This window comes from Thioclava marina (genome assembly GCF_002020135.1).
GTDB lineage: Bacteria > Pseudomonadota > Alphaproteobacteria > Rhodobacterales > Rhodobacteraceae > Thioclava > Thioclava marina.
Window position 1 is genome coordinate 526,031 of record NZ_MPZS01000001.1, and the last position, 18,255, is coordinate 544,285.

Below are 18,255 nucleotides of genomic sequence, written 5' to 3' on the forward strand. Positions count from 1 at the left end.
AGAGGATGATGAGTGACAAGATGAAGCAAGATCCCCGGCTCCCCGACGAGACCTTCGAGCCCTTCGAGGAATCCCGGCGCATCCCTCTGCCGGTCTACTGGATCGCGATCGCGCTGGCGATCTGGGGCGTGATCATGCTGGTCGAGACAAGCCATTCGACGCAGGTGGCCGACAAGGAACGCGCGGCGCAGAACGCGCAGGACGTGACGGCCACCGCGCCGGTGACCGCCGAGCCCGCCGCAGCGCAGGGTCATGCGCTCTTCACCGCCAATTGCGCGACCTGCCATGGCGATTTAGGCGCCGGCTCCACCGGCGCCGTGCCGCCGCTTGCGAAATCCGATCTGGTTCAGGCAGGCGGCGCCGAGGCGGTCGTACGGATCGCGCTGCGCGGCATCGACGGGCCGATCGCGGTGAATGGCGTGACCTATAACGGGCATATGCCGAATTTCGCCTCGGCGCTCGATGACAAGCAGCTCGCCGCGATCTCGAGCCATGTCGCGACCAGCTTCGCCGGCGCCAAGGACGGGATCGAGCCCACAAAGGTGGCCGAGCTTCGCAAGGCAGACGCGGGTAAAGACCCTTGGGCCGGAGGTGCAGAGCTGGCCAGCGCGATCACGGGCCTGCCCGCGCAACCCGCGCGCCCTGCCCCGGCCCCCGCCATGGCGGCCACGCAATCGGCCGATGTCGAGACGCTGGTGAAGACGGGCGCGGGCTATATCTGGGCCTGCGCGAGCTGTCACGGCGACAAGGGTCAGGGCATGGAGACCACGCCGCGACTGGCGGGCCTGCCCGCCGCCTATATCGCCAAGCAGTTGCATGATTTCCAGCAAGGCACCCGGTTCAACGACTCGATGGCCTATGTCGCAAAAGCACTCAGCGAAGAGCAGATCCAGGCGCTGGCCGCCCATTACGCGGTGATGCGCGCGCCCTCGACAGCGCGGCCCTCGTTGAAAGGCGACCTGGCACGGGGCGAGCAGATCGCGCGCGAGGGCGATTGGTCGATCGGCGTGCCCGCCTGTTTCACCTGTCACGGCCCTTCGGGTTTTGGCGTAGCGCCCGATTTCCCCGCACTCGCCGCCCAACACCCCGCCTATACGGCGCGTCAGCTTGCCATGTGGGCGGGCGGGTCGCGCCATAACTCGCCGCTCGGCCTGATGGCCGGGATCGGCAAAGCCCTCAATGATGTGGATCGCCGCGCGGTGGCCGATTATCTCGCCTCGCTCGCGCCGGTGCCCGCCACCCCGAAAACCGAGCTGGCCGCGATCGACGCATCCATCCCGGTGAGCGAAGGAGACGCCCAATGACGCGCAAACATCCCTCCGACCTTCCCCAACCCGGCGCCGACAAGCCCTCGCGCGGGCAGACCACGGTACGAGTGATCCTCGCCGTGGGCGGGGGGCTTGCGCTGGTGGTGCTTGGCTCGCTCGTTGTGGATTTCGGGCTCGCGCCGAGCTGGTTGACCGGGCAGAAAGCCGCGCGATCGACGGCGGCCGCAGATGGTGAGGGAGAGAAGGCGAAACTCTTCACGCCGCCAGATGAGAGCGCGATCCCCGATGACGAGTTCGGCCAGTCCGTGCGTCGCGGCATGGCGATCTTCCTCGATACCGGGACCAATGCGCATGACTTCGTGGGCAACGATCTGAGCTGTTCGAACTGCCACCTCGACGCGGGCCGCCAAGCCTATTCCGCGCCGATGTGGGCGGCCTACCCGGTCTATCCCAAATACCGGTCCAAGAACAAAATGGTGAATACCATGGAGGACCGGATCAAGGGGTGCTTCACCTATTCGATGAACGCCCAAGCCTCGCCTTCGGGTGGCCCGCCACCCTATGGCTCCGATGTCTATCGCGACCTTCAGGCCTATTTCTTCTGGATGTCGAAGGGCCTGCCCACGGGCGAAAAACCCGAAGGCGCCGGCTTCGGCAAGATCGACAAGCCGGAAAAAGAGCCCTCGCGCGAGCGCGGCGAGGCGGTCTTTGCGGCCAATTGCGCGGTCTGCCATGGCGCGGACGGTCAGGGCCAGAAGGATATCAACGGCAAGGTCGTGTTCCCGCCGCTCTGGGGGCCGCGCAGCTACAACTGGGGCGCTGGGATGCACAAGGTCGATGCCGCCGCCGCTTTCATCAAGCACAACATGCCGCTGTCGCAACCCGGCAAGCTGAGCACGCAGGAAGCCTGGGACGTGGCCGCTTTCGTCGACAGCCACCCGCGCCCGAAAGACCCGCGTCAGGTGGGCGATATCACCGTCGAGGACGGGCTCAAGAAATGGCACCACAGCCACGACGGGTTCTATGGCCAGACCATCGACGGAGTGCTTCTGGGCACCGGCTTCCCGCAAGAGAGCCAGGCCGCCGCGCCGGCTGCGGGAGATAATTCGGGCGGCTGAATGCCAGGCCCTCGCAAGACAGACGAACCGGCGCAGCGATGCGCCGGTTTTCCTTTGCGCATGGCGAGAGACTGGCACGCGCCACTCCGCCACCGAGCCTGCCCTGCAAATCCATGCTTGCGTCATGGCGCGCACCCTGCGATATGTTTCACCGAACATATTGAAAGGAGCCCCCATGTCCTTCCCCCGTCTCTTGGCCGCCGCACTGGCATGCGCCAGTCTCGCCCTGCCCGCCCACGCAGGCGAAGTGACGATCTTCGCGGCCGCCTCGATGAAAACCGCGCTCGATCAGATCGCGCAGAACTGGCAAAGCGAAACCGGCGACACGGCCCATATCTCCTATGCGGGCTCGGGGGCATTGGCCCGCCAGATCACCGCCGGAGCGCCAGCGGATATCTTCATCTCGGCCAATCCCGGCTGGATGGATGAGGTGGCCAAGACCGGGCGCGTCGCCGAGCGAGAAGATCTTCTGGCCAATCGCCTCGTGCTGATCGCGCATGACCCTGAGGCCCAGCCGGTCGAGATCGGTCCCGATCTCGACCTCAAGGGGTTGCTGGGGGGCGGCAAGCTTGCGATGGCGCTGGTGACGGCCGTGCCTGCGGGGCAATACGGCAAGGCGGCGCTCGAGCATTACGGGCTCTGGGCGGCGATCGAGCCCGATGTCGCGCAGGGCGACAATGTGCGCGCCACGCTCGCGATGGTCGCGATTGGCGCGGCCCCTTACGGGATCACCTATGCAAGCGACGCGGTGGCCGAGCCCCGCGTGCATGTCGTCGCCCAATTTCCCGATGACAGCCACCCGCCGATCCGCTATCCCGCGGCGCGGCTCTCTGATAGTGCCGAGGCGCGCAGTTTCTATGCCGCGCTGAGCACGCCCGAGGCCAAGGACATCTTTACCGCGCAAGGGTTCGACGTATTGAAATGAGCTGGCTCTCCCCCTCCGACTGGCAGGCGGTCGCGCTCTCGCTGAAGGTGGCGGGCTGGGCGACGGCGCTCTCGCTGCCGCCGGGGGTGTTCATGGCCTATGCGCTGGCGCGCTGGCGGTTTCCGGGGCGCGGGCTTGTCAACGGGGTCGTGCATCTGCCGCTGATCCTGCCGCCCGTCGTCACCGGCTACCTGCTGTTGATCGGCTTCGCACCGAACGGGGTGATCGGGGGAGTGTTGGCAAAGCTCGGGATCACGCTGGCCTTCACCTGGCGCGGCGCGGCGCTGGCCGCCGCCGTGATGGCCTTTCCGCTGATGGTGCGCGCGATCCGGCTCGCGATCGAGGCGGTGGACCCGAAACTCGAAGAGGCCGCCGCCACGCTCGGCGCCTCGCGCCTTTGGGTTTTCGCGACGATCACCCTGCCCCTGATCGTGCCCGGCATCCTCGCCGGTGCGATCACCGCCTTCGCCAAGGCGATGGGCGAGTTCGGCGCGACGATCACCTTCGTCTCGAATATCCCCGGCCAGACCCAGACCCTGCCGCTCGCGATCTATTCGCAGTTGCAGGTGCCGGGCGGCGAGGCGAGCGCTGCGCGGCTCGCCGCAGTCTCGGTGACGCTGGCGCTCGGGGCCCTTCTTGCCTCGGAATGGCTCGCGCGGCGCATCGCGGCCCGGATCGCGGGAGGAAACGGCTGATGCTCGAGATCGCGCTTCACCATCGCCATACGGGCTTCACGCTGGATATCGGCCTGCGCGCGCCGGACGGGGTCACGGCCCTGTTCGGCCCCTCGGGCGCGGGCAAGACGACGGTGGTGAACGCGGTTGCGGGCCTCCTGCGCCCCGAGCGTGGCCGGATCGCGGTCAATGGCGAGGTGCTTCTGGATACCGAGGCCGGGATCTTCCTGCCGCCGCACGCGCGCCGCGTCGGCTATGTCTTTCAGGACGCGCGCCTTTTCCCGCATCTGAGCGTGAAATCGAACCTGCTTTACGGGCGGCGCTTCGCCAGCTCGCGCAAGGACGGATCAGAGATCGACCGCATCGTCGAGATGCTCGGCCTCGGCGCGTTGCTCGAGCGTCGCCCCGCCTCGCTTTCAGGCGGCGAAAAGAGCCGTGTCGCGCTCGGACGGGCGATCCTGTCCAATCCGCGCATGCTGTTGATGGACGAACCGCTGGCCGCGCTCGACGCGGCGCGCAAAGCCGAAATCCTTCCGTATTTCGAACGCTTACGCGACGAATTTCAACTCCCCATTCTCTATGTCAGCCACGCCCCGGCGGAGGTCGCCCGCCTCGCCACCACCGTCGCGCTGATCGAAGCGGGACACCTGCGCGGCATCGGACCCGCGCGCGAGATCCTGTCGGACCCGAGTCTCGCGCCCGCTCTGGGAATGCGCGAAGCGGGCGCGGTGATCTCGGGCCGTGTGGTGGCGCAGGAAGAGGACGGGCTCGCCCGGATCGAGACGGCGGGCGGCGAGGTGCTGTTGCCCTACCCCTCGGGCCAACCGGGTCAGGCGCTGCGCCTGCGCATCCATGCGGGCGACGTGACGCTTTCGGTCCCTCGCCCCGCAGGGCTTTCGGCGCTCAACATCCTGCCCGTGGTGATCAAGCAGATCCGCCCCGCCGACGGCCCGAGCGTTTACCTGCGCCTCGCGCTTGGGGGGGAACACCTGCTCGCACGACTCACCACCCGCTCGGTCTCAGCCCTTGGCCTGACCGAGGGAAGGATGTGCCACGCGATCATCAAGGCGATGTCGGTGGCCTCCGAGGATGTCGGTTAACCCGCTAGCAGCGCCGCGTTGCCGCCCGCCGCCGTGGTATCGACGCACAGATGCCTCTCGTGGACAACATCGGTCTTCTGCACCGCACCCGTGGTGAGCGACAGGATCGGGCCGTCGCGCTTCGCGAGCGCCTGCACATAGGCGCGCGGGTCGCCGCCCCACCAGATCACGCCCGCGATATCCGCAGGCGTTTCAATCGCTTCCGGCGCGATCTTGCCATCGGCCCCGACCGCGATCCCGCCCAGATTCTCGACGGCCTTGATCTGCGCGACCTGCGCAGCTTCCCCCGGCCCGAGGCACAGGATGGGCCCGCGTGCAAAGCGGCGCAGCGTGTTGGCCTCGCCCGTCGGACCCGGCAGTTCCAGCGTATCGAGCGGCCCCGCAGACTCGGCCTTCGCCGCCGCCTTCGCGAGGCGTTTGCGCAGGCTGTCGAGATCGGCCTTGTGGCCCCATTCGCCATCCTTAGCGGGTGCGTCCGGCGCCAGCGCAAAGCGCGTGAGATACAGCGGCCCTCCCGCTTTCGGCCCCGTGCCCGATAGCCCCTCACCGCCGAAAGGCTGCGAGCCCACGACTGCGCCGATCTGGTTGCGGTTGACATAGAGGTTGCCGACATGGAGCGCGTCGGTCGCCTCCTGCACCCGGTTGTCGATCCGGCTGTGCAACCCTGCGGTCAGACCGTAGCCGGTCGCGTTGATCGCCTCGAAGACCTGCTCGATCTCCTCGGCGCGATAGGTCGCGACATGCAGGACCGGGCCGAACACTTCGCGCTCCAGATCGGCGATACCCGAGACTTTCACCATGGTCGGCGCGATGAAATGTCCCTGCGTGGGGGCGTCGAGCTTGTGCAGCACACGGCCCTCGGCCTCGGCCTGCGCGATATAGGCGGCGATATCGCCCTGCGCTTCGGCGTCGATCACCGGGCCCACATCGGTGGACAGATGCCACGGATCGCCCAGCGTCAGTTCGTCCATCGCGCCCTTGATCATCGCGATCAGCCCCTCGGCCACGTCCTCCTGCACATAGAGGCAACGCAGCGCCGAACAGCGCTGACCCGCCGACTGGAAGGCCGAGGCGATGATGTCGCGCGTCGCCTGTTCGGGCAGCGCGGTCGAATCCACGATCATTGCGTTCAACCCGCCGGTTTCCGCGATCAGCGGCGCGTGCGGGTCGAGGTTTTCGGCCATCGCGCGGCGGATCATCTTCGCGGTTTCGGTCGAGCCGGTGAAGGCGACGCCCGCGATTTTCGGGTTGGAGGTCAGCGCGGCGCCGACCGTCTCACCCTGACCGGGAAGCAGTTGCAGCACGTCAAGCGGCACGCCCGCCTCATGCATCAAGCGCACGGCGATGGCGGCCACGAGCGGCGTCTGCTCGGCCGGTTTCGCGATCACGCCATTGCCCGCGGCCAGCGCCGCCGAGATCTGCCCGGTGAAGATCGCCAGCGGGAAGTTCCACGGGCTGATCGCGGCGAAGATGCCGCGCGGGGTCGGGTCCTGCTCCTCGGCTTGCGCCGCGTAATAGCGCAGGAAATCAACGGCTTCACGAAGTTCGCCCACGGCGTCGCGCTGGCTCTTGCCCGCTTCCTTGGCGAGCACGGCGAAGAAGGGCCCGAAGTTTTCCTCATAAAGATCGGCCACGCGGCGCAGGATCGCCGCGCGGTCCAAGACCGGCGCCTGCCAGGCGCGTGCGGCCTCGATGGCAGAGGCCACGCAGGCCGCGTCGGCCTCGGTAACCTTCGCCACTTCCTCGCCCGTCGCCGGGTTAAGCACCGCGACCGTCTGGCCCGACGCCTCGCCCGCGACCAGCGGCCCCGCATCCGGGATCGCCACGTCGCGCGCAGCCTCGATCCGGGCGAGCGTCTCTTCATCGGTCAGGTCGAACCCGGCCGAGTTGATGCGCCCCTCACCGAAGATGCGCGACGGATGGTGCAGCATCGCCGAGCGTTCCGCATTCGCCAACTGCACGAACGGGTCTTCCGCGATCGTCTCGGGTGCCACGTCCTCATCGACGATCTGATGCACGAAGGAAGAATTCGCCCCGTTCTCGAGCAGGCGACGCACCAGATAGGCGAGCAGGTCGCGATGCGCGCCGACGGGGGCGTAGATGCGGCAGCGGGTGCCCTCTTCGCGGTGGACGATCTCGTGCAGACGCTCGCCCATGCCATGCAGGCGCTGGAATTCGAAGGGGCGGCCCTCGGCCATCTCGAGGATCGCCGCGACCGAATGGGCGTTATGGGTGGCGAATTGCGGATAGATGCGGTCGGTGTAGCTGAAGAGCTTGCGCGCATTGGCAAGATAGCTGACATCGGTCGCCGCTTTCGTCGTGAACAGCGGGAAATCGGGCAGGCCCTCGACCTGCGCGAGCTTCATCTCGGTGTCCCAATAGGCGCCCTTCACAAGACGCACCATGATCTTGCGGTCGAGCGTTTCCGCCAGTGCGCCCAGCAAGTCGATCACGAGACCCGCGCGTTTGCCATAGGCCTGCACGACCACGCCGAACCCGTCCCAACCGGCCAGCTCGGGGTCCGACAGAACCTCGCGGATGATCTTGAGCGAGAGCACCAGACGATCCTGCTCTTCGGCGTCGATATTGAGGCCCATATTCCCGGCCTTCGCGGCGCGCGCGAGTTCACGCATCACCGGCACGATCTCGGCCATGACGCGGGCTTCCTTGGCGACCTCGTAGCGCGGATGCAGCGCCGAGAGCTTCACCGAGATGCCGGGGTTTTCCGCAACGGGGCGGGTCTTGCAGACCTGCGCGATCGCCGCGATGGCGTTGGCGTAATCCTTGGCGTAGCGTTTGGCGTCCGCGGCGGTGCGCGCTGCCTCACCCAGCATGTCGTAGCTGTAGCTATAGCCGCGGTCCTCGAGCTTTTTCGCGCGGGACAGCGCATTCTCGATCGTCTCGCCGAGGACGAACTGGCGGCCCATCTCCTTCATTGCACGGCTCACGGCAGCGCGGATCACCGGCTCGCCCAACCGGCGGATCGCGCCGCGCAGCACGCCCGCCATGCCGGGCTTTTCGTCCTCGAGCACACGGCCCGTGAGCATCAGCGCCCAGGTCGAGGCATTGACCATCGAGGAGGACGCCGTGCCCATGTGCTTGCCCCAGTCGGAGGGCGCGATCTTGTCCTCGATCAGCGCGTCGATCGTCTCGGCATCGGGCACGCGTAGCATCGCCTCGGCCAGACACATCAGCGCCACGCCCTCCTGCGTCGAGAGGCCATATTCAGCGAGGAAATGCTCCATCAGCGTGGGCTTCGCCTCGGAGCGGATGCGGCGCACGAGGTTCGCGGCACGCCTGGAGATATGCGCGCGGATCGCAGGGACGAGGTCGGCCGTTGCCTGAAGGCGGGCCAGAAGCTCTGCTTCATCGGCGAATTTGGCCTCGGTGGTGAACGGATCGAAGGAAACGCGCATCTCTGAACCTCCCGGACAGGTTGTTTGTCCGAGGATACGGGATTTCGATTAGGCGTTTTGTCCGATCTTGATCTACTATCTAGTCGAACAGAACTATTTTCTGGGACAATAAAGACGATGAGTGAAGAGCTGGATGCGATCGACAGGCGAATCCTGAAGGAACTGATCGCCGATGCGCGCCTGCCAGTGGCCGAGCTCGCGCGTCGCGTGGGCCTGTCGAAGACCCCAGTCGCCGCCCGGATCAAGCAGATGGAGGAAAGCGGGCTGATCAAAGGCTACCGCGCGATGATCTCTCCGATGAAGCTGGGTCTCAGCCATGTCACCTATATCGAATTGCGCTTGAGCGACACACGAGAGAGCGCGCTCAAGGCATTCAACGCGGCGGTGCGCGCGATCCCCGAGGTGGAGGAATGCTACATGATCGCGGGCGGCTTCGATTACCTCGTGAAGATCCGCGCCCGCGACATGGCCGATTACCGGCGCATCATGGCCGAGGAACTCTCGACCCTGCCCCATGTGCATTCCTCCTCGAGCTATGTCGCGATGGAGACGGTGGTGGAGAACAGCGCACCACCGCTGGAGTAACCCGGAGGGCCGCGCCCGATCGCCGGGTGGGGCGGGAAATTCGCTGAGGGCTTCCTTGGCACGGGGCGACCAGCCCCGGGCCGCGCCCGACCTCCCCCACGGGGAGGGCGCATTGGTGATGTCAGTGCGCGTTCAAGCGACCTTCGGGCTTTTGAGATAAAGCGATGACCACACGCGTAGCGACCGCCCTCCCATGGCTCGGGCGGGCCCCTCATCGCTAAAGTCCGTCCGCACCGCAGCAAAAAAGGCGGCAGGTTTCCCCGCCGCCCCTGATCCGATCAGGACGCGATCACTCGCCCTGTTTCTTGATCCGGCCGTCGATCTTGGGCGCGACGGTCTTCTGGGTCTCGATATAGGTGATCACGTCATTGGCCATCAGGTTGCCGTTACCCGCGTTCACGATGACCTTGCCGCCGCCGAGCGCGGTATAGCCGTCGCCGCCGCCGAGCATGTAATCGTTGGTCGCGACCTTGTAGACCTTGTTGATGTCGAGCGGCGCGCCGCCCACGGTCACGGAAACCACGCGCGAGCCAGCCGGGGCCGAGGCGTCATAGACCACATCCATGCCGGCGATCTGCGGGAAGCGGCCTGCGCCCTTTTCAACCTGGCTGAAACCGTTCTCCAGCGCGGACAGAAGCTGCGAGCCGGGGATTTCGGTCACGACGGTCTTGTTGCCGAAGGGCAGCTCGGTCAGCACGTCCTTGCGGGTCAACTGGTGGCCCGCGTCATAGGTGGTATCGCCGCGAATGCCGCCGCCATTGATCAGCGTCACATCGGCCTTGGTCGCCGCAAGAAGTGCATCGGCGATCAGGTCGCCCATCGTGCTCTCTTCCGAGCGCACCACGTTGCGACGCGAATCGAGCGCGGTCTCGGAGGTGCCGATGACCTGGCCGAGATTGTCGTCGAGCTGCTTCTTGAAGCCGTTCACCAGCTCCATCGATTCCGGGTCGGGCGTGACGGTCGCGGTGTCGATCCAGCGGAAGGTCGGCTCCCAGCTGATCTTGCGCTTGCCGTCCTTCTCGGAGATCTCGACGGTCAGGTCGAGCGGTTGCAGATAGCGCGCGTCGATCGAGGTCTCCACGTAAGCCGTGATGCCATCGTAGAACATCGCGTTGAGGTGGTCGTCGCCCGACATGATGACGTCGAAATCATGGCTCGCGATCAATTCGCGGTCGTTCGACATGTCGGTCTGCACCACGCCGATCACCAGATCCGCCCCGTCCTCGCGCGCTTTCTTGGCCGCAGCGATGGCGGTCTCGACGGTGGGCTGGAACTTCAGATCGCCGGAATTCGCGACCTCGGGCGTGGTGTCCTGCGCGACCGGGATCAGCGCGACCTTGAGGCCGGCGATCTCTTTCATCATGACGCCGCCAAGGCCCTGAATGGGCGAGCCGTCGGCTTGGGTGATGTTGATCGCGGCCCAGGGATAATTGGACACTGCCATCTTCTGCTCGAAGTTTTCCGGGCCGAAGTCGAACTCGTGGTTGCCGGGAACGGCGATGTCGAAGGGCACGAGGTTCGTCAGGTCGATCGTGTTCTGACCCTCGTCGATCCCTGACAGCAGCGAGGGCGAAAGCATGTCGCCATCGAAGACGTAAAGCGTGTTGGGGTTGTTGGCGCGCTCGGCCTTGGCCACCGCATTGAGCCGCGCGAAACCGCCGCTCTCGCCGTCCCCGTCGAAATTATAGATATCGCCGACGCCGAGAATGGTGAGCTTCACGGTCTCGGCCTGCACCGGCGCGCTGGCCATGAGGCCGGTCATGGCAGCCCCGAGCAACAGGGCGGTGAGACGGCGCTTGAAATCGGACATTTCTGTCTCCCTGCGATTGGTTATGAATCCTTCCACCCGCTCAGACCAAAGGGTGTGGCGCGGGCCGCGGGGCAATGATTAGCCATCTCCGAAAATGGCGCAAACCTCTTCTGAGGCTACCCTTGCGTTAACAACCGCGTGCACGGCGAAAAGCGACGGCGAATGCGACGGGGCGGCGGCAAGCGCCGATCCGCAAGAAACCTCAGCCGATTTTGACGAGATCATTATGCACAGTCGGTTCAATCTCGCTCATGCAGCCTTCGAGGATGCTCAGCCCCTTGGGCCTTTTCTCACGGTAGCGGATGATCTTCTTGAGTTCGGGAAAATGGGACCAGTCCCAGCTTGAATAGCTTCCGCCCGCGACACAGGCGATCTGACGCATGGTAAAGCCGAAACGGTCCTCGCAGACGACCTCGACGATGGTGCCGACGCGCACCGGGCAGCCCTTTCCATCGTGTCGGATCCACGGGCCCCAGTCATCTTCGCCCGGATCGGATGATCGTGCCGACATCTCTTTCCCCCAGATCTTTGCAACACCCCCAAGTGCCGGGCCAGGGACCGCGCATCACCGCAGCCGATCTCGGCTCAGGCCGCGCCCTCGCACAGACGCCCCATGACCTGCATCGCCGCCCCCTCGCTGACCCGCGCGGGATCGCACAGCGCGAAAACCAGATCGCCCTGCGGCAGGATGCGCGCCAGAAGCCGGCCCTGTTTCATCGTGAAATTCAGCCCCGAAAGATCCTGCTCGCCGAAGCGCTCGCCGTAGATCGTGCGCAGCGCGTTGACCAGATCGGCGCTGGCATGTCCCGCGCGCAGGATTTCCTCCGGTGCGCCGTGGAGCGGGTCGATTTCGCGCATCTGCGGCACGATCCGACCTGCCGCGAGCACGCCCTCGTCGAGCCCCTCATGGGCCAGCGCCTCGCGGCACTCTCGCGAAAGGCGCAGCGCACGGGCGATATCGTCGGGCAGTCGGATCTGGGCCGGGGCCTCGGGCTCAAATGCGGCCTCGGGCTCAAGTGCAGGCTCACATGCGGCTTCGGGCTCGAATTCGGGCTCGGGGACGGACTCGCAGGTGATCACCGGCTCGGCAGTGACGGGCAGCGGTTCGCGGGCGCTCTCGCCTCCCGGAAAGCGCAGAACCTTGCCGCCGCTGCCCGGCGGAACCGGGGCCGTGCGGGCCGCAGCTCTGGCATCGAGCACGGCGCAATCCGCGACGCCTTCGCCCTTCGGCGTGGAGACATGCCGGAACTCCCGCACCGCCTCGAGCAACGCCGCGCCGCCTGTCTGCACGAAGCCCTCTTCGGAGGCCAGGGCCTGCCCCAGACGCTCGCGCGCGCCGCTCACAAAGAGACAGCGATCGAACCAGTTCGCGCTCTCGCGCTCGACCCGCATCAGCAAACGCGCGCGGTCGTTATCCGAACGCAGCTTGTCGGCGCGCGAGATCGCAAGAATGCAGTTCTCGGGACGGGCCGAACCCAGCGCTTCGATGAGGGATTTCTCGGTCAGCCGCCAGGCCTGCGATGCGATGGTCACCCAAATCATCAGATCGGCCGAGCCGATGAGCGCGATCTGTTCGTCGCTGAGATCTTCCGCCTGCGTCAGCGGCACCTCGATCAGCTCGATCCCGCGCAGATGCGGCTGAGGGGACCACAGATGCAGCTCGCACGCCTCCGCATCCCCCTCCGACACGATCCGTCCGTCGGCGTCACGCAACTCGCGACCGGGCGTCGCGCGCCAGTTCGCGTAGACCACGGGACGCTGGTCGCGCCCCAGATTGTCCTCGATTAGACGCTCGCGCAGAAGCGCGTTGAGAACGGTAGACTTTCCCGAGTTCACCTCGCCGCAGATCACCACCCGCACCGGCTTGCGCTCGAGCAGAACAGCGGTGTGCTCACCTATCGCCTTGTGCATCATCTCGTTTGCCCCCCTCTTCCTTAAGCGGCGCGCGTTTTCGGCTTGGCCGGGTTGATCCCGCTCAGCGCGCTTTCGAGCGCGGAGAGATTAAGCAACCGCCGCTCGAGCACTTCCATCTTGCTCTGGATGCGGTTCGCCATGCGGGTCTGCTGGACGGGATCGCGTGCGATCCGCTCCAGCTCGGCTTTCTCCTGCTTGAGCTGAAGCGTGCGGTCGCGCACCGTCATCTCCATCATCCGGACCATCACCCGCACCCGCGAGATCCCGGCCGTGGCGCGCTCGACCTGGGTCTCGCTATAGGCCTTGAGGATCTTGTCGACGGCCGGGCGCAGTTCCTCGGCGGCGAGCAGGCGCAGCGCTTCGATCGTCTTCTCGATATTGACCTCGGGCGTGCGCCAGAAGGCCCAGCCGCGCTCCATCACGAAATCGATGCGCAGCGCGCGCTTGGCGAGCGTCAGCGTCGAGGCGAAGCTTTCATGGGGCATGTCGCAGAGGGTGATCTCTGAGCTCGGATCGTCGAAATGATCCTGGATCGTGCTGCGGCAGGCATGGATGCAATTGTCGAGGACCACGTCGATCCCGGCGCGGGACTTCTCGTAGCACTTGGTCACCTCGCGTTCGAGCGCGGCCTGAAGCATCGTGGTATCGGTCTCGAAGCTGCGCGGCACGGTGCCCGAACGGATCTTCGCGGTGCGGAGGAAGTCGGCAAAGGCTGTCTTCTGGTTCTCGACAAAGGCCTCGATACATCCGTTGAGCCGAGTCTCGAGGCTCGTCCAGGACCTGTTGAGCACCGCCTCGATCTTGCCTTCGGCATTCTCGACGAGCGTCTCCAGCGTCGAGCGCAGGACGCTGGTCGCCTGGATCTCGGCGGTCATTTCCTCGACCGCGGCTTCGGCCACGTCCGAGCGGATGCTCTCGATCTGCATCTGGAGCGAGTCGCGCTCGCGGCGGGTGACGAATTGCATCCCCGAGATCTCGGCGCGCAGATCGCCGCGGATCCGGGCGAGCTGTTGGCGGCCCACGCCCCCGTCGATCACCTCCGAGAGCACATGCTTGACCTCTTCGAGCCCCGAAGCCAGCAGCAGCCGGTCGATCGGATCCTCGGGCACATGGCCGAAACGCGAGCGCAGATATTGCGCGAGCTCGGCGCTGTCGAGCTCGGCACGGGCCTCAGCGGCCTGGCTGTCGCTGCGCTGGGTCAGATCGGCGAGATAGGCGCTGCCCGCGACGATGCGGAAATCGATCTCGGAGATCGCCTGACGCAGGCGGCGCGTGACGTCAGCCATCACGCGCGGCACCTCGGTCGCGTAATCGTCGAGCTCGTCGATGCGGTTGAGGAAGATCAGCACATCCTTGTTGTCCTGCCGCGCGAGAATTCGGATCAGAGCGATATCGACTTCGGTCAGCGGCTGATGCGCCGAGAGCACCATGACGAAGACGTCCGAGCGGTCGAGCGAGCGGCAGGTGAACTCGTCGCGCACGAGGAAGGGATCGTTTACGCCGGGAGTGTCGGTGATGATCGTGGGCACCTGGAACTCGGGCAGGCGCATGTAGACATCGGCGCTTTTCGTCAACGCGGCATAGCGGCCAAGCGCCTCGCGCTCGAGCCCGTCATCCGAACCGGGGCCCGCGCAGACATAGCGCTTGAGCAGATCGGGGGAGAGGAAGTCGTATTCGTGGCTGCTGCCAAGGAGCGTATGGTAATACTTGCCCAGACGCCGCTGGGCGCGCGCGCGCATCTGCTCGGATTGCCGACGCAACACATTGGTGTCGAAACCCGGCAGAAGCTGCTCGGTCAGCTCGCGGATGCGCGTGCCCCCGTTGATGATCTCTTCCCAGTCTTTCTCCGAGAAGAACTCGAATTTCGCGCCTGTGATGGGGTCGTCGGCCAGGTTGATGCGTATGTTGGTGACGACAGAAGTCCAGGGGTTCACATCCGAGGGCAGAAAGTCGTGCTGGTGAAGGAAAGCGTTGAGGAAGGTGGATTTGCCCGCCTTCACCTGCCCGATCACCGCCACGCGTGCAGCCCAGTCGTCGAGACGATCGCGCAAATCCCGGAAGTTGCCACGGCTGGTGCGATCGACCGAGTCTTCGGCCCGGTCGAGCATTTCTTCGATGAATTCGAGTTCCGCACGGAGTTTCGGCGCGATTTTCAAGGCACTCTCCTTTCCAAAGCGGAGGAGACAGCGGTTTGCATCAGGGCCGTTCCGCCTCGGGGTTCGAGCGCATCGAGGAGATGCTCGACGCAATCGAGGATCGCAGGGGCCGAACCCAGATCAGCCTCGGCACTCAGCGCAGCCCAGAGCGCGCGCGGCGACGCGGGCTCGGCGGCAGGAATGTCGAGCGCGGAGAGCGACGCGAGAAGCTCGGTGTCGTCCTCAAAGCCGGGTGCGTCTTCGCGCGCGCTGGGGGGGGCCGCGCGCATGAAGGGATCGAAACCAGGGTCGGCTTCGGGCTCGGAGAGGTATTCCGGTTCGGAGAGGTATTCCGGCTCCGGAAGGTCATCGAACTCGGGCGTTTCGACCGGATCGGAGAGCATGAAGGGCTCGTCGGACTGCGCCGCCGGTTCCGGCTCGTGATCCGGCGCCTCGGTCGTGCCTCCGCGCTTGATCAGCTGCGCATGCAGGACACGGCGCGGCCGGATTTCGGGACGCGGCTTGGGGAAGGCGATGACGCTGCGCTCGCGCAGGAAGTTCTCGATGATCGGGTTCGGTGCCCCGGGCGGCTCGGTGATCTCGGGCAGGATCTGCGCGATACGGTTCATCACCTGCGTGATATCGGCGGGCTTCACCAAGGAGGCGAGCATGATCGCGGCGAAATAGCTCCCCGCCTCGCGCTCCACGCGGCGCAGGACCCTCTGGGCGGACCGCTCGTCAGTCAGCCGATCACCATGGGTGATCACCAGAAGCGCATGGGCACGCAACTCTTCGGGCATCTCGTCCCAGATCGACTTCTCGCTCTGCCGCCAGGCTTGGGTGGCGTTGGTGCACCAGATGATCAGATCGGCATAGTCAATCATCTGCCGCCAGGTCTCGGCGGGCATGTTGGGATCGGACGAGCCGGGCGTGTCGATGATCTCGATCGTGTCGAGGATCGAGGCCGGATGGCTGAACACGCAATACCGGGTCGTTTCGACATCCACCGCCTCGAGCGCCTCGAGCGGATGAACCTCGCCGTCATGATCGACCCGACGCAGCACGCGTTCGGCCCCGCCCACGAGCCAGACCGGCGGCAACGCGGTCGCGACCACGTTCGAGGGGAGCACACGCTCTCCCAGCAACCCATTGATCAGACGCGTCTTCCCGGCACTGAACTCGCCCGCAACGAGGACCCGCAGCTTGCGCGCGGACATGTCGAGCTTGTTGGTGCCACGCTGGGTGGCGGCGGGACGCTCGGTCAGCGTGAGCGTGGGGCGTTGATGTCTTCGCAGCGTGGTCATGCCGAAAGCCTTTCCTCTTGCGCTACCTCGGAGCCGCGCAGACAGCGCGCGCGCACAGCCTCACAGAACTTTGCCTGATCGAGTGCGAAACCCTCGATGATCTCGCGGCTGCGCGCGATGGCGGGTTCGAAACAGCCGGTGATCAGGTCGTCGATGAGCGGGGTCGTCTCGGCCATTATCACCTCGCGATAACGGGTCTCGGCGGCCTTCTTGCGATTGAAGCGCCAGTACTTGCGCCACCACGCGCCCTGCATGTCGAGCGAGATCATCCGGGCGAGCACGGTGGGGGGACGATGTGTAGGTTGTTCGGGGAAGGACACGGTACCGGGTTCGCGCGCGACTCCGAGTTCGCCCGCCAAAAGCGCGTCGACCCCTTCTGCGATCTCGTCGAAAGCCACCTCGCCATGTCGGCGCAGCTTCGCGGTGGCGGAAGTGAAGGCAGCCTTCATCGCCATGCGCAGCGCGGTCGGGTCATGCGTCCAGGCACCGATCTCTCCGAACGTGTCGATATGCGATTGCAGTGCCTCGAGAGCGGACGCGACGAACCCGTTCTGCGCGCGTTCGAGACGGGCGCGCAGCTCGTCGCGCTGTTCAGCCGCACGCGCATCGAACGCCCGGACCACCTGCTCCTCGAGCTCGGCGATCCGCAGACGAAGCTCGCTCTCGCTCAGTAGCGGAAGGTTCCCGGAGGCGCGCGCAACGGTCTCGACCGTCTCGGCCATCGAGATGATCGTGTTCAGTTCGGCATGAACGTCGTTGAGAACAGCCTGCCCCGGCCCCTCGATGATGCGCTTCACCACCGCTTTCAGCAGCGGTTGCAGCCCCGAGGCGGCCATTGCGCGTTGACGCAACTCCTTGAGATCCTGGGTATCCTCGCCGTCATGGAGCATGGCCAGCGCCTTGCGGCTGGCCGGGGCCATGCCGCTCACGTCGCCAAGTGCGCATTGCGCCCAGTAGCCAGACCCGAAGAGGATTTCGATCTCCTCGCCCAGCCCCATCCGTCCCAACGTCTTGCGAATCGAAGCGCGGATTGCGGCCTGCGCCCCGACCGGATCTTCGAGCTCGTCGATGCGGTTGACGAAGATCAGGACCTCGCGCGCATCGATCGCGCAGATGATGCGCAGGAGCGCCAGATCCATCGTGGTCAGCGCCTGATGGGCCGAGAGCACGACGATACAGGCGCGGCTGTCACCGATCGCGTTGAGCGTGATCTGCTCGCGCATCATGAACGTGTCGTTGACGCCAGGGGTGTCGCGCAGACACAGGCCTCGCGGCAGATGCGGCAGGTCGATATAGAGATCGGCCGATTTCGTCAGGTCGGCATAGAGACCTTCCTCAGCGCCTTCTGCAACCTCGTCAGGATCGCCATAGCAAATGTAACGGTCGATGATGCTCTTATCGAGCGTGGGATAGGCGCGGCTTGCCCCCAGAAGTTGCTCGAACTCGGCGCCCAGACGGGCCTCGGTCGCCGCACGCATCGCGGTAACCTGGGCGCGCACCTCTTCAGCTTCGCTCTCGAAGCCCGCGCGGTTGGCCATCTCGCCCAGACGACCGCCGGTCGCGACAAGACGATCCCATTCCTCGCGATCGAAGAAACGAAACAGCGCGCGGGTCGCGTGAGGACGATGGCGCGAATTCGTGTGGAGCGCGGTGACGACCGAGGTCCAGGGGTTCACATCGGAGGGCAGAAAATCGCTCTGCCCGATCAAGGCGTTGAGAAGCGTGCTTTTTCCGGCCTTCACCTGGCCGATTACGCTGACGGTGGGTTCAAACGCCTCGATCTTTTCGAGGACGTGCTCGAGCTGTTCCTCGACGAAGCCGAGACCGGCATCGGAGAAGTCACGCACTGCGGTTTCGAGCTGATCGAGGGTCTCCCAGTAGCTGTTGAGCTCCTGATAACCTTGGCGATGCCAGTTGAAGATCGAATTCGCTTCGTACAAGGCAAACCTCCTTACCGCTGGGCAGACGACGGTTGGGGATCGACTCGGTACGCCCGCATACCGGTC

Annotated in this window: 13 protein-coding genes; 6 read left to right on the top strand and 7 right to left on the bottom strand. The window is 65.6% G+C overall.

Going from position 1 to position 18,255, the window contains the following annotated elements; genetic code table 11:
- Positions 1 to 8 precede the first annotated feature (8 nt).
- The 5 genes from BMG00_RS02515 (at position 9) to modC (ending at position 5,085) form a co-directional block, all read left to right on the top strand.
- A complete protein-coding gene (locus BMG00_RS02515; protein WP_158521669.1) occupies positions 9 to 1,304 on the top strand; it encodes a c-type cytochrome in 1,296 nt (431 codons plus the stop codon).
- Positions 1,301 to 2,386: a c-type cytochrome gene (locus BMG00_RS02520; RefSeq protein ID WP_078573290.1), complete on the top strand. Its 1,086-nt coding sequence runs from the start codon at positions 1,301 to 1,303 to the stop codon at positions 2,384 to 2,386. Before BMG00_RS02515 ends, BMG00_RS02520 begins: the two co-directional genes overlap by 4 nt.
- A 175-nt stretch (positions 2,387 to 2,561) precedes the next feature.
- Positions 2,562 to 3,311, top strand: coding sequence for a molybdate ABC transporter substrate-binding protein (gene modA / locus BMG00_RS02525; protein WP_078573291.1), 750 nt, complete (start codon positions 2,562 to 2,564; stop codon positions 3,309 to 3,311).
- A complete protein-coding gene (modB, locus tag BMG00_RS02530) occupies positions 3,308 to 4,006 on the top strand; it encodes a molybdate ABC transporter permease subunit (RefSeq protein ID WP_078528280.1) in 699 nt (232 codons plus the stop codon). Before modA ends, modB begins: the two co-directional genes overlap by 4 nt.
- The gene (gene modC / locus BMG00_RS02535) at positions 4,003 to 5,085 is read left to right on the top strand and encodes a molybdenum ABC transporter ATP-binding protein (protein WP_078574231.1); all 1,083 of its coding nucleotides are present in this window, start codon (positions 4,003 to 4,005) and stop codon (positions 5,083 to 5,085) included. Before modB ends, modC begins: the two co-directional genes overlap by 4 nt.
- Here modC and putA read toward each other — a convergent pair.
- Entirely contained in the window at positions 5,082 to 8,501 is a 3,420-nt protein-coding gene (gene putA / locus BMG00_RS02540) for a bifunctional proline dehydrogenase/L-glutamate gamma-semialdehyde dehydrogenase PutA (RefSeq protein ID WP_078573292.1), read from the bottom strand. The genes modC and putA overlap by 4 nt on opposite strands.
- A gap of 117 nt (positions 8,502 to 8,618) precedes the next feature.
- On the opposite strand from putA, the gene BMG00_RS02545 reads away from it, so the two are divergent.
- Positions 8,619 to 9,086, top strand: a complete 468-nt coding sequence (locus tag BMG00_RS02545) for an Lrp/AsnC family transcriptional regulator (protein ID WP_078573293.1) — start codon at positions 8,619 to 8,621, stop codon at positions 9,084 to 9,086.
- A 289-nt stretch (positions 9,087 to 9,375) separates the two neighbouring features.
- On the opposite strand, the gene BMG00_RS02550 is transcribed toward BMG00_RS02545, so the two are convergent.
- The 6 genes from BMG00_RS02550 to BMG00_RS02575 all read right to left on the bottom strand — a co-directional run bounded on the left by BMG00_RS02550 (position 9,376) and on the right by BMG00_RS02575 (position 18,189).
- Entirely contained in the window at positions 9,376 to 10,896 is a 1,521-nt protein-coding gene (locus BMG00_RS02550; RefSeq protein ID WP_078573294.1) for a bifunctional metallophosphatase/5'-nucleotidase, read from the bottom strand.
- A gap of 202 nt (positions 10,897 to 11,098) precedes the next feature.
- Positions 11,099 to 11,407: a hypothetical protein gene (locus BMG00_RS02555; RefSeq protein ID WP_078573295.1), complete on the bottom strand. Its 309-nt coding sequence runs from the start codon at positions 11,405 to 11,407 to the stop codon at positions 11,099 to 11,101.
- A gap of 74 nt (positions 11,408 to 11,481) precedes the next feature.
- Positions 11,482 to 12,810: a GTPase gene (locus tag BMG00_RS17565; protein ID WP_078573296.1), complete on the bottom strand. Its 1,329-nt coding sequence runs from the start codon at positions 12,808 to 12,810 to the stop codon at positions 11,482 to 11,484.
- A gap of 20 nt (positions 12,811 to 12,830) precedes the next feature.
- Positions 12,831 to 14,966, bottom strand: a complete 2,136-nt coding sequence (locus BMG00_RS02565) for a dynamin family protein (protein ID WP_078573297.1) — start codon at positions 14,964 to 14,966, stop codon at positions 12,831 to 12,833.
- A complete protein-coding gene (locus BMG00_RS02570; protein ID WP_078573298.1) occupies positions 14,963 to 16,249 on the bottom strand; it encodes a GTPase in 1,287 nt (428 codons plus the stop codon). Before BMG00_RS02570 ends, BMG00_RS02565 begins: the two co-directional genes overlap by 4 nt.
- Positions 16,246 to 18,189: a dynamin family protein gene (locus BMG00_RS02575; RefSeq protein ID WP_158521670.1), complete on the bottom strand. Its 1,944-nt coding sequence runs from the start codon at positions 18,187 to 18,189 to the stop codon at positions 16,246 to 16,248. The genes BMG00_RS02570 and BMG00_RS02575 overlap by 4 nt, the downstream gene beginning before the upstream one ends.
- Between the last annotated feature and the right edge of the window lie 66 nt (positions 18,190 to 18,255).